This is a genomic window from Diplocloster modestus, assembly GCF_019042245.1.
Lineage (GTDB): Bacteria > Bacillota > Clostridia > Lachnospirales > Lachnospiraceae > Diplocloster > Diplocloster modestus.
The window spans coordinates 184,042-196,508 of record NZ_JAHQCX010000004.1 but is presented as its reverse complement, the minus strand read 5'-3'; the positions used below and the strand labels follow the sequence as shown (position 1 = coordinate 196,508).

The 12,467-nt window shown below is 49.8% G+C and carries 9 protein-coding genes; 8 read left to right on the top strand and 1 reads right to left on the bottom strand.

Translation table 11 applies throughout. The annotated features are described in order from the left end of the window. Positions 1–28: 28 nt before the first annotated feature. Genes KTH90_RS07890 through KTH90_RS07870 form a run of 5 tightly spaced genes read left to right on the top strand, consistent with a single transcriptional unit; the run spans position 29 to position 7,907 of the window. The gene (locus KTH90_RS07890) at positions 29–2,782 is read left to right on the top strand and encodes a sugar-binding domain-containing protein (protein ID WP_238726600.1); all 2,754 of its coding nucleotides are present in this window, start codon (positions 29–31) and stop codon (positions 2,780–2,782) included. Next, a complete protein-coding gene (locus tag KTH90_RS07885; protein ID WP_238726599.1) occupies positions 2,779–4,989 on the top strand; it encodes a glycosyl hydrolase family 65 protein in 2,211 nt (736 codons plus the stop codon). Before KTH90_RS07890 ends, KTH90_RS07885 begins: the two co-directional genes overlap by 4 nt. Beyond that, positions 4,990–6,060: a glycoside hydrolase family 172 protein gene (locus tag KTH90_RS07880; protein WP_158350115.1), complete on the top strand. Its 1,071-nt coding sequence runs from the start codon at positions 4,990–4,992 to the stop codon at positions 6,058–6,060. Positions 6,061–6,069: 9 nt separating this feature from the next. Continuing rightward, a complete protein-coding gene (pgmB, locus tag KTH90_RS07875; protein ID WP_158350114.1) occupies positions 6,070–6,720 on the top strand; it encodes a beta-phosphoglucomutase in 651 nt (216 codons plus the stop codon). Further along, complete coding sequence (locus tag KTH90_RS07870) at positions 6,711–7,907, top strand: MFS transporter (RefSeq protein WP_158350113.1); 1,197 nt, start codon at positions 6,711–6,713, stop codon at positions 7,905–7,907. Before pgmB ends, KTH90_RS07870 begins: the two co-directional genes overlap by 10 nt. Before the next feature lie 134 nt (positions 7,908–8,041). Here KTH90_RS07870 and KTH90_RS07865 read toward each other — a convergent pair whose 3' ends face one another. Next, positions 8,042–8,134, bottom strand: coding sequence for a putative holin-like toxin (locus tag KTH90_RS07865; protein WP_238726598.1), 93 nt, complete (start codon positions 8,132–8,134; stop codon positions 8,042–8,044). 419 nt (positions 8,135–8,553) lie between these two features. Here KTH90_RS07865 and KTH90_RS07860 point away from each other — a divergent pair, with 419 nt between their 5' ends. The 3 genes from KTH90_RS07860 (at position 8,554) to KTH90_RS07850 (ending at position 12,463) form a co-directional block, all read left to right on the top strand. Next, positions 8,554–9,606 carry a LacI family DNA-binding transcriptional regulator gene (locus tag KTH90_RS07860; protein WP_238726597.1) on the top strand — a complete coding sequence of 351 codons (1,053 nt, stop codon included), beginning with the start codon at positions 8,554–8,556 and terminating at the stop codon, positions 9,604–9,606. A 91-nt stretch (positions 9,607–9,697) separates the two neighbouring features. Then, on the top strand, positions 9,698–11,035 hold the full coding sequence (locus KTH90_RS07855) for a hypothetical protein (RefSeq protein WP_238726596.1): 1,338 nt from the start codon (positions 9,698–9,700) through the stop codon (positions 11,033–11,035). A gap of 24 nt (positions 11,036–11,059) precedes the next feature. Then, complete coding sequence (locus KTH90_RS07850) at positions 11,060–12,463, top strand: L-arabinose isomerase family protein (protein ID WP_238726595.1); 1,404 nt, start codon at positions 11,060–11,062, stop codon at positions 12,461–12,463. The last annotated feature ends 4 nt before the right edge of the window (positions 12,464–12,467 follow it).

The window sequence follows — 12,467 nt, the reverse complement described above, 5'->3', positions numbered from 1 at the left end:
AGAATTGAGGATAGGCAGGAGGAGAAGTATGCGAACGATTGATTTAAACGGCGCATGGAAAGTGGAGTATGACACTCAGATACAGGAAGTACAGATTCCGTGCGCGGTGGAAACGATAATGGAAAACAGGGATTTTTATGGTCCTTTTCTGTTTCGGAAAAGCTTTTTGTTAGAAAAGATAAACCTGGAAAACAGGTACCGCCTGGTGTTTGAAGGAGTCAGCTATTACTGTGAAGTGTTCCTGAACAAACAGAAGATCGGAGAACATGAGGGGATCTGGGATTCCTTTGTGATCGAGGCGGGCCAGGCGGTTCAGATAGGGGAAAACGTGCTGGAAGTCCGGGTCATGAAACCGGATTTTGACAAAAACAGCCCGTATTTCTTCCGGTCGGTTTTGTTTGGATTCATCCCGGATATTATGTTGCCCTTCGGCGGAATTTGGAAAGGGGTGTCCCTGGAGATACGGGAATATGGCGCATTTGACAGGCTGGTTCCGGTTTTCAGCATGGAGAACCGCGCGATTGAGCTGGAAGCCGCTTTCAGCATGGAAAATGATACGATAGTGCAGGGGGCCGTTTTCAGCAGAGAGATCTGTGGGAAAGAGGATGGGGCAATCCCCCTTATGAAGGATGACGATACAAAGCAGGAATACGCAGAATGGTCCGTGGAAGCAGTGGTGGAAAATCCGGATCACAGTAAGAGTGTAGTCCGAATGCCATGCCGGAATAAAATGTCGGTTCCGGTCACAGATGTGAAACCCTGGTCACCAGACCAGCCAAACGTGTACAGGTGTACGGTGACCCTATACTATAACGATACGGCGTGCGACACACGGGTTTTTACGGGCGGTTTCCGGAACATCCGCATCGAAGATGGGGAAATTTTACTCAATGGTAACCCATTTTATATGAGGGGAGCCCTGCACTGGGGATGTTATACGGACCGGATGCTGCCGGCACCCACATATGATGAAGTGAAAGAAGAACTGCTGAGTCTAAAAGAACTGGGATTCAATACCGTGAAACACTGTCTGTATTTTCCTCCGGCTTATTACTATGAGCTCTGCGATGAGCTGGGGATCGTGACCTGGCAGGAACTGCCGCTGTGGCTGCCTTTTGAAAATGAGTTTCTCATCAGCCGGATTTACCATCAATATCCGAGGATGCTGGATTATTTTATGCGGTATCCTACTGTCTCCATCGTAAGCCTTGGCTGTGAGCTGGATGCGACGGTGCCGGAAACCGCCCTGAACGACCTTTACCGGATGGTAAAAGTGCGGGAAGCTCAAATGATCCTGTGTGACAACAGCGGTTCCGGGGAGTGCTTCGACGGGGTCTGCGGTGCAAAGTCGGATATCTATGATTATCATTTTTACTCGGAGCTGCCCAGGTTCGATGCGCTTCTGCATGAATTCACAGCCGGCTATCGGAAAAAGAAGCCCTGGTTATTCGGCGAATACAACGATGCCGACACCTTCCGGCCGGTGACCGGAACGAAGTATGAAGATGTCTGGTGGACGAATCCCAACGAGCATAAGAATCTGCTGCGGAAAGTCCATAAGGGATTTGGCTCCGATCAGCCGGTATACCGCCAGAAGGAAATCCTGGAATCCTACGGTGTATTGGGTGAAATCGGCGGACTTGAGGAACTGAGCAGAAGGCAGATGATGGATACCAGGAAATATCTGCTGGAGATGACCAGGAGTTTTCCGGAGATCAAGGGCTATAACATCACCACGATACGCGATGTTCCCCTGACCACCTCCGGCATCTTTGATGATGAGGGGAACAGCAAATGCGAAGCCGGGCTTATGAAGAGGATCAATGGTGACGTGGTAATCGCGCTTCAAAAAGATCTGGGCAGGATCTGGAAAAACGGCGGAGACCGTTTTAGAGACACAGATCCTTTTAATTATTATGCCGGAAGCAGCGTAAAGGGACGGCTGGTGGTCTCCAACCGCAGCAGAAGGGAGCTGGAAGGATTTGTCCGGGTGCGATTAGAAAACGGCGATGATCTGATTTGGGAACAGGAAGAAAGCTGCCGGATCGAACGGGATAAGACGGCACAACTATCACAAATCTCGATCCGCCTTCCGGATCTTAAATGTCCCATGCGCTATACGCTGGAGGCGGAGGTGTCCGGCGAAGGTTTTTGCTATTCAAACAGCTGGGAAGTGTGGAGTTATCCCAGGGTACAGAACAATCATACGGTCTATCTGCTGGATGATTCCGGCAGCTTTAGCGGTATAGAATATTTTTTTACCGTGGAAAGAATCAAAGATCTGCGCAGCTTAAGCAAATTGAGCGCAGGGGACATACTGCTGACCACCCGGCAGGATGAGGAATTGGCCGACAGGCTTCCGGACGGAGTACATAGGATCATCTGTGTGAAAGGCGACGGCAGTATACCAGTTCAAAATGTCCCGTTTTACCGGGAAGGGGTGAAACGCATATTCCCGCATCCGGTCACGGACCGGTTGAAACATAAGGGATACGCCGCCCTCCAATTCTTCGGAATCTCAACAGACCGTGCTTTTAACAAAAAGGAAATGGAAAACTACGCAGGTTCCTATAAAAGTCTGATCCGAAGATATGACGCCAGAACTTATGCAGTCCATGATTATCTGGTGGAGTTTCAGAAAGACAATCGCCGTATCCTGGCTACGACACTTCAGCTTGACGGCGGCCAGGGAAGCCAGCCGGCTGATTTTGCTTCTAATCCGCTGGCAGTTTGGCTTCTGCATTGTATGCTGGAATATTTGCGGGAAAGGGTATCAAAATGATGGTATTAAAGAGAAAGGGAAAATGGAGCCCTGAAAAGAATAAATATTATGAGGGCGCCTGGGCTCAGGGAAACGGTTATATTCAGATGCGGGCTTCTTTTGAGGAGGATTTGTCGGGGGCTTCCCAGGATGAGCATTACTGGCGACTGCCTGCGAATGTGACGCTGGAAGAAGCCAGGAATCCGGTCAGTAAATGGGGCGTTTATGTCCCGGGTATCTATGGAAACCATCCGATTTTAGGAGAGGAAATTGTAAATCTGCCTTATCCAATGGGAATACAGCTCTATCAGGACGAGGAACGGTTCGACATGGGGCTATCAGACTATTCTGATTTTGCGGAATCCCTGAATTTGAAAAACGGAGTATTGACTAGACATTTCGTGTGGAATACGGCGGCCGGTTCACTGGAAGCTGAATATACAAGATACGCTAGTCTTCAGAATCAGCATTATATTGTCCAGAGAGCCGAGCTGGCAGCCGGACAGGATATGGAAATCAGGGTGGAAAGCTTCGTGGATGCAGCGGTAACCACCAACGGATACAGTCATTTTACGGATACAAAGCTCTTTCACCAGGAAGGCTTATGGGCGGAGATCACGCTGGACAGCGGTCAGATGGTCTGTATGAAATGTTTCTGCAAATTTGAGGACGGAGATTATTATAAGGAAGAAAGCTCCCGCACGGAACAGAGACTGCGGGAGATCTGGAAGCTTCGTTTGAAAAAAGGCGAACCGTTTGTGTTTTACAAATACACGATTATCGCGACCAGTATGGACTGGAAGGATGAAGCGGACGGGATGATCTTATCCGGCCCCTTTGGCGATCTGCTCCGTCTGCGGGAGCGGATGGTAACCCTTGAACTGGATGCGCAGAGGTTGACCCTTAAAGCCCATGAGGAGATCTGGGCAAACCGTTGGAGCGAATCGGATGTACAGATCGTAGGAGATAAACGGCTGCAGGATAGTCTGAGATTTAGTATCTATCACCTGCTCCGCGCTTTCCCCTGGTCATCCCAAGTGGCCATCGACGCCAAAGGTTTTGCGGGAGAAGCGTATTTTGGGCACTATTTCTGGGACACGGAAATTTATCTGCTGCCATTCTATCTGTACACCGCACCCCAAAAAGCCCGGTCCCTGATCGAATTCCGTTACCGGATGCTGGAAGGAGCCAAAAAGAACGCCGCCCGGTATGGCTACCCCGGCGCCAGATACCCGTGGGAATGCTGCCAGTCAGGTCTGGAACAATGTTCGAACTGGCAGTACGGCGATATGGAAGTGCATGTAACCGCAGATGTGATTTATGGCCTGTGGCATTACTGCAAAGTGACAGGTGATACCGAATTCCTTCTGAACCAGGGATTGGAAATGATGGTGGAAACCGCCAGATACTGGTGCGGCAGGGTCGACTGGGCAGGAGATACCTGCCATCTGCTGGGAGTTATGGGCCCCGATGAATATCTGGCATTTACCAATGACAATGCCTATACCAACTATATGGTAAAATTTGCGCTTAAACAGACCTTGGAAACTCTTAAAATCGCCGGTGATGAGCGCAAGAACGAATTGGGCGTGACGGATCTGGAGATGGAGGAATTCCAAAAAGTACACGACCGGCTGGTATTTCCGTATGATGAGGATGCGCATTTTATCTGGCAGTGCCAGGATTTTGACCATTTCGCGGACGTGGAATTTGACAAAATATGGAAGGACCGCAGCAAACCGTTCGGCCATTTTATTTCCCAGGAGAAGAATTACCGGAGCAAAGCTTTAAAACAGGCGGATACCCTGGGCTTATTCAGCTTGTTTCCGGATGCATTCGACCAGGAGACGAAAAAGAACTGCCTGGAATATTATGAGAAGATTACGACCCATGATTCCTCCCTTTCCTATGTGATCCACGCCCTGGTTCACGCCGGTGTGAAGGATGCGAAGCGCAGCTATGAGTTTTTACAGAAGAGTATGGAGATTGATCTTGCGCAGCGCGGGGCGGCCGAAGGGATCCATATTGCCAACGCGGGGGGCCTCTGGCAAGCTGTGGTCTGCGGCCTGGCGGGCTTTTCGGGGGTTGGAAAGGACGGACAGCCTGTGTTCCATCCGGCTCTGCCGGAACATATCCGGGCGATCCGATTCGGTCTTCGCCTGAAAGGCGGACGGTATCAGGCAGAGGTAACGGCTGATCAGGTTACGGTAACGAAGGAGGAAGGATAAATGTTTGATCCGATGAACCGCATATACGAACTATCCGGGGCCAAATCCCGTTCCATCACGGCGGAGAATCCCACCGGGGAGAAAGGCAGGGGCGCCATGGCCCGGATCGCCGAGGGAGATATGACCCATCCGGCCAGAGAACTGGGAATGGGCTGGAAGGTCAGGCCCTATGTGGAAATAGAAGCAGGAGAAGTATACGAGATCGCGTCCATAACCGAAAGCGGTAAAATCACCCATATGTGGATGACCGCTCATATGGAGAGTGTAAGATCTCTGATCCTCAGGATATACTGGGACGATGAGGAAGTCCCCTCTGTGGAGGTGCCGCTGGGTGATTTCTTCTGCAATGGCTGGTGTGAACGTGCGAATATCTCTTCCGCTCCGATCAGCGTCAATCCTGCGGGAGGGTACAACTGTTACTTTCCCATGCCGTTTCGGCAGGGCGCCAGAATTACCATAGAAAACATAGGATCTGAAAAACGGATATTTTTCTATCAGATCGATTATCTGTTGGAGGCAGTGAGCGATAAGGCGGCATATTTTCATGCCTCTTACCGGCGGGAGAATCCGGTTCAGTATAAGGTACCCTATACGATTATCGACGGGATACGCGGAAAAGGGCAGTATGTGGGAACTTATGCGGCCTGGCAGGTGAACAGCAACCGCTGGTGGGGCGAAGGGGAAGTGAAATTTTATCTGGATCATGATGCCGAATTCCCCACGATCTGCGGGACCGGCACGGAGGATTATTTCGGGGGCGCCTGGAACTTTGAACAGCCGGCGGGAGAGTATGGAAGCTTCAGTAACCTGTACCAGGGGCTGCCCCAGATCATAAAACCCGACGGCCTGTACCGGGCGAATACCAGGTTCGGCATGTACCGTTTTCATATTCCGGATCCCATTTATTTTGAAGAAGAGCTTCGTGTGACAATGCAGGCGCTGGGATGGAGGAGCGAGAACCGGTTCCTGCCGCTGCAGGATGATATCGCCACAGTAGCTTACTGGTATCAGACGGAACCACATCAGGCTTACCGCCCGCTTCCGGACCGGAACGGGTTGGAAGTAAACTAGGAGGAGCACATGGAAATAAAAGCTTGTATCTTTGATCTGGACGGTGTGCTGTGCGACACGGCCAAATATCACTATCTGGCCTGGAAGAGGCTGGCCGGAGAACTGGGATTTTCCTTTACGGAAGCACAAAACGAAAGGCTTAAGGGTGTCAGCCGGATGGATTCCCTGGAGATTCTCCTGGAGATCGGTCATGTGAAATGTACGCAGAAGGCAAAGGAAGAGATGGCGGAGAAGAAAAACCGCTGGTATGTAGAATATATAAATAAAATGGACCAATCCGAGCTGCTTCCCGGCGTCCTGGATTTCCTGGAAGAGTGCAGGAAAAACGGACTGAGAACGGCGCTGGGTTCCGTGAGTAAAAATGCCGGTGTGATTCTGGAGCGGTTGAAATTGCAGGACTATCTGGATGCCGTGGTGGACGGCAGTCAGGTATCACAAGCCAAGCCGGACCCTGAGGTGTTTCTAAAAGGGGCGAAGAGACTGGGGACGGATCCTTCGGCCTGCGTAGTGTTTGAGGATGCGGCCGCGGGGATCGAGGCGGCCAGAAGAGCCGGGATGAAAAGCGTAGGGATTGGAAATCCGGGGATCTTATGCCAGGCGGATTATGTCATACCCGGCTTTGAGAAGTTTCATGCGGAGATGTTGGACCAATGGTTTTAGATAAAAAAAGCCCGCTGTTTTACTATAATGTGACCACCTTTTTGTATTTTTGCATAGCGGGAATCGTCTCTACATTTTACTATCCGTTTCTCTCCCAAGCGGCAGGGCTTACCTTGGCGCAGGTGAGCCGGGTGACCGCCTTCGGAGCCGGTTTCTCCCTGGCGGCGCAGCCGCTTCTTAGCTACCTGTTCTCCAGGGCGCGCAATAAAAAAAGGTTTATGTTCGCCTATCTTATGTCTTTGTTCGGCTTGTGCGTCCTGTTTCTGGTGATACGGCCAGGCTTCATCTATTGGTTCGCGGCGGCCTATGGCTGCTTCGGAGTGCCGCTGATCGGTACTTATGAAATATATATAGAAAAAATAGCGGATCAAAAGGGATACCCCTATGATAAGATTCGAAAATGGGGTTCGGTCGGGATGGGATGCCTGACTTTGGCGGGGGGAACGATCATCAGCTTGTTTTCTTTCCGGGGGCTTCATTTGCTGGCAATCCTCCTGCTGTCTGCCTGCGTCCTGATCATCTGGAAAAAATTCGAGGATGTGACAGAGAGTGAGCGGGCGGAGAAGATCCGGTTTGCGGATATTTTTAAGAACCGAAGAGTGAATGTGCTGTACCTGATGAGTTTTTTAGGAATAGGCAGCTATGTGGGATGCGATTTCGCATTTTCCTCCTATCTGACCGGGATCACAGGGAATCTGCTGTTGTCCAACCAATTGTTCAGCCTCAGCACAGGACTCAAAATTTTTTCTGAATTCCTGTGTTTTATTGCCATCGGGAAGTTTTTCAGGAATTATGATGTGAAAAAGTCATTTCTGCTGGTATTCGTGTTCTCAGGACTCAGATTCCTATGCATTTCTACCGGGATCATACCCGTCGTAATCCTGGGAGATCTGCTGCACGGTATTGTGTTTCCGCTGTTTTTGACCGTCATTTTTCAATATCTGCATCTGCTGGCCGAGGACAGGCTGGTCTCGAGCTGCTATGGGATCGTCTCCATGCTGATGTTCGGTTTTTCCAATTTTATCTTTCCGCCGCTCTTTTCCGCGATACAGGAATCCTTAGGGTATGCGATGATCTATCGGGTGAATGTGGGCTTCGCGCTGGTTACCGTGCTGATCGGATGGATATTTCTTCCGTCGGCCAAACGGCCTGGGTTCTCTCCGGAAGTTTCGGAGGAAATATATTAGAAAATGACGTTTACAAAAAATAATTCTTGTGTTATATTGAAAATATAAAGGAGCAATCGCCCACAGTGGTGGTTAGCCTTCTCGGGTCTAAAATACCTACCTGTACCGGCTAAGTGACAAGGTAGGTATTTTTGTTAATGCTTATGCTTCCTATCTATGTAGGTAAGCAGCGTGATGAGTAGTACACCAAAAGCGATCATTAACGATATGGCTTCATATGTAGTCATGCACACCACCTCCCCTCTGTTGAATGAGGGAAGGCTAACCTCCTTGTACGCGGTTGCTCCGTATTAAAATAGTACCATATCAGGGTGAGAAGAACAATCACCAGACCCAGTAGAAAATGAGCGTTTTTTAAGTGCCTGTATTTGTGGAAATATGCTGAATATGCATGTGTATTTACATTGTGTATTTTGCCTTTTATGGATTGTAATTAAATGTTCGGAGTGAGTGAGCTGTTTATAACGGTGATTTGTTATAAGCAGCTTTTTTTATGGTTACCAGCTATGCTTAACCTGCCCGGTGAATGGTGGAGCCGAAATAGAAAATTCAATAAATTGTCAGAAAACAGTTGACATAGTCAGAATAGTATATTACAATATTTATATGGTAAACGTTTAACTTGAGAAAGAATGGAGATTGCAAATTGGCGAGCATAAAAGATGTAGCAAAGAGAGCAGGTGTCTCCACAGCCACCGTCTCTCATGTACTAAACCACACAAAAGCAGTTACCGAAGAGACGCAAGAGAAAGTGAAAGCCGCCATCGAAGAGCTGGGCTATAATCTGAATGTAAACGCAAGCGGCCTGAAGAGCAGACGGACTTACAATATCGGAGTGATTTTGCCGAAGGTGACGCAGGTATTTTTCCCCGAAGTGCTTCAGGGGATTGACGATGCGGTGAGCAGTACACGCTATAAGATTATGTACCAGAGTTCCGATTACAATTTTACTAAAGAGAAGGAGCTGGTCCGCTTTCTTTATTCTAACTGGGTGGACGGACTGATTATCGACAGCTGCTGCCCTAAGAATTCCCTGATGAATTACGCACGGGAGCTGAACCAGATGATGGATGGCGGGAGAAAGATCGCGATTATATTTACCGAATGTAACGTTGCGTTAACCGGGATCAGCACGATCGGTATAGATAATGTGAAGTACGCCAAAGTGGCTATGGAGCATCTGTTTTCCAAAGGGCACAGGCGAATCGCACATATCTGCGGTCCGAAAGATCTGATGATGTGTGATGATAATCTGGAAGGATACCGGCAGTCCTTACAGGACGCCGGAATCCGGGTAGAAGAAGATCTGATCGCTTATGGGGACTATTCTTCCATCAGCGGTTATATCGCCACAAAGAAGCTTCTGACAGGATCATCGGATTTTACCGCGGTATTCAGCGCCAACGATCAGATGGCTATAGGGGCCATAAAGGCTCTGAAAGAGTCCGGCCGTGCCGTGCCCAGGGATGTGGCGGTCATCGGATTTGATAATATTTTTGTGGGTACCCTGGTGGAACCTTCCCTGTCGACGATCAATGTTCCAAAGTATAAACTGGGATTTGAGTCGGCGGCGAAGCTTTTGAAGCTTATGGAGGATGAGAAGGAAGAGGTGGAGTGTGTGGAATTAAACTGCCAGCTGATTGTGAGAAACTCTACCGATGAAGCGCTGCGGCAGGACTGGGAGCTGTACGGCTGGTGATACATACGGTTCCCGCCGTTCCTCCATATTTTTTTAACCCAAAAGGTAAACGTTTAACTATACTGAAAGTAATAGGAGGAGGTAGAAAAGGATGACGCATGAGCCATATATCGGAATCGCCGCTATGGCTTTTCCTGGCAATCATCTGGGGGAGGAAAGAGTATATGAAAAATACGAGGAAATGAAAAACGCGCTGAAGCAGAACCAGGAGGCCAGATGGCTGCCGGGGGACTATATTGCTATGAGCAGACAGGAGGTGCAGCAGATCGGAAAAGAGCTTCATACCGGGAATCCGGATGCGATTCTGGTAGTTCTGACCACGTTCGTCCCGGATTATTTCCTGGTGGATCTGATTGACCGGTGTGATGTCCCTGTGTTCCTTTGGGCGGTGGACAAAGAGATCGGAGCGCTGACCCTGGTAGGAGGAGTGCTGGTAACAGGGGCACTGCACAGCCTGCATAAGCATTATACCCTGGAAGTAGCGGATATCGGAGATACAGATACGGAGCAAAAGCTCTTGAAGTTCGCCAGGGCGGCCATGCTCTACGGCCGGATGAAAAATATGGCCATCGGGGTATCCGCCGGCAAGAACAATATCATGATGAGCATGGCCTGGGATGAATTTGCCGTAAAACGCACACTCGGGATCAATCTGGAAAATATACCGATCGAAGAATTTTATCAGACCGCCTCGCTGGTACCAGAGTGTGAGGTGGAGGATTACTGGGAGAAAATCAGAGGCCAGATCGGGCTTTGCGATGTGGAGAAAATAGACGGGCTTCTGGCTTCCCGTTATTATCTGGCGGCCCGCCGGCTGACGGAACATTATTGCCTGGCCGGTTATTCGATCAACTGTTTTCCGGAACTGAAATCCCAGATATGCCTGGCGGTCGCCAGATTAAATGACGATCTGATCGCCGCCGGCTGCGAGGGGGATCTGCATTCCACCATCGTCATGTGCCTGCTGGAACATTTGGCCGGAAAAGCCGCGTTTAACGGAGATTTCCTGAAGTTATATAAAGAAGAAAACTCGATCCTGTTTTCACACTGCGGGGCCGGGGCATTTTCCCTGGCGAAGGACCGGTCCGAAGTGATGTTGCGCAAATCCATAGAGACCTGTGACGGCTGTGCCATATGCTACGCGACTTATGCCAGAGGCAGCTATACGATCGCAAATCTTATGAATAAGGAAGACGGTATGCACCTGTATGTTTTAAACGGAGATGCGGTACATACGGATCTGGAATATGAAGGTACCCCGCTTAAGATTGCATTCTCAAGGGATGTAAGCGGAATTCTCCAGGACGTGGTGCAGCAGGGCGCTGGTCATCACTGGAGTGGGGTTCAGGGCGACTATCGCAAGGAACTGGAGATTTTATGCGGATTTACCGGAATGGAGTTTCACGATTTAACTGTCGAATCATGTTAACATAAAAAGGAGGATATAAGACAAATGATGCAAGCAAAACTCAAACCCAGAATCGGTCTGCTCAGGACAGGCCACAGAATCTATTGGAGCCAGTTCCCGAACTTAAAGGATATGGGAAGCCGGATGTATACGAAGTTCCGGGAACGGCTGGAGGAATTTGGAGAGGTAGTGGACTCAGAACTGGTGGACAGCCCGGAGGCGGCCGTTCGGGCGGCCGAGGCGTTAAACACGGCCAAAGTGGATATTCTGCTCATTTTTCCACTGGGCTATACCACCGGAATGATGATCGTACCTGCAGTGAGGACACTTGCTGTACCGATCCGCCTGATCAATGCCCATGAAGATTCCAGCTACGATTATAAGTCGGCCGACACGGAAATCTACCTTCACCATGAAGGACCGTGCTGTATCCCGGAGTACGCAGGCACCCTGGTGGGACTGTCGAAAAAGTTCAAAGTGATCAGCGGACATTTTCAGGATGAGGGGATGTGGGACGACATACGAAGAGACTGTATGGGGGCTGCCGCCGGCAGTGCATTCGAAGGTATGAACTTTGCGGTGATCGGCAATACATACACAAATATGACCGATATGCCTACGGATGAGCAGCGGGTGATCCGCACCACAGGCCGGATGCTGTGCCGACCGGAGATCGAGGAATTCAAAGAAGCCTACGAAAGAGTGACGGACGAGCAGCTTCAGGATATGTATGAACAGTTCCGCAGCCTGTACGAGGTGGATGAGACCGTAACCAACGAGCACATGAAGACTTCCGCGCAGATCGCGGTAGCTTACGATGAAGTCATACGCAGGCATAAAATCGATGCATTTGGTTATTACTGGTGGGGAGCTACAGAAGAGACCACAACCCTTCGTTCCCAGTCCGCACTGGCGGTGTCTAGGCTGGCGGCTATGGGAATCCCCGGGGTTACCGAGGGGGATATTAAGACTGCGATGGCCATGAAACTGCTGGATCTGTTAGGCGGCGGCGGAATGTTCCTGGAATTCTTTTCCATGGACTTTGATGAGGACTTTATTATGGTGGGTCATGACGGACCCAGTAATATCAATGTAGCGTCGGGAAGGCCCAGACTGAAACACCTGGATGTGCAGCACGGTAAGACCGGAAAAGGGCTGGGTATTGATTTTGATATGAAAAAAGGGCCCTGTACGCTGATCAATCTGACCCAGTTTGGAACAGACGCTCCGTTTAAATTGATCTACACGATCGGAGAAGTGGTGGAAGGGGATATCCTTAATATAGGAAATCCGAACTGCAGGGTCAGGGTAGCCAAACCGATCCCTCAATTCTTCGATGAGTGGTGCCAGGCCGGTCCCTCCCATCATTTAGCGCTGGGAGTGGGTGATTTCTCCCGGGAGGTGGAATGCTTTGCCCAGTGCAGAGGGTTTGAGTGCGTGAGGATATGAGCAG

Coding starts and splice junctions, on each gene's coding strand:
- KTH90_RS07870 (WP_158350113.1), top strand. CDS start 6,711: ATGGTTTTAGATAAAAAAAGCCCGCTGTTTTACTATAATGTGACCACC.
- KTH90_RS07850 (WP_238726595.1), top strand. CDS start 11,060: ATGATGCAAGCAAAACTCAAACCCAGAATCGGTCTGCTCAGGACAGGC.
- pgmB (WP_158350114.1), top strand. CDS start 6,070: ATGGAAATAAAAGCTTGTATCTTTGATCTGGACGGTGTGCTGTGCGAC.
- KTH90_RS07890 (WP_238726600.1), top strand. CDS start 29: ATGCGAACGATTGATTTAAACGGCGCATGGAAAGTGGAGTATGACACT.
- KTH90_RS07880 (WP_158350115.1), top strand. CDS start 4,990: ATGTTTGATCCGATGAACCGCATATACGAACTATCCGGGGCCAAATCC.
- KTH90_RS07855 (WP_238726596.1), top strand. CDS start 9,698: ATGACGCATGAGCCATATATCGGAATCGCCGCTATGGCTTTTCCTGGC.
- KTH90_RS07885 (WP_238726599.1), top strand. CDS start 2,779: ATGATGGTATTAAAGAGAAAGGGAAAATGGAGCCCTGAAAAGAATAAA.
- KTH90_RS07865 (WP_238726598.1), bottom strand. CDS start 8,134: ATGACTACATATGAAGCCATATCGTTAATGATCGCTTTTGGTGTACTA.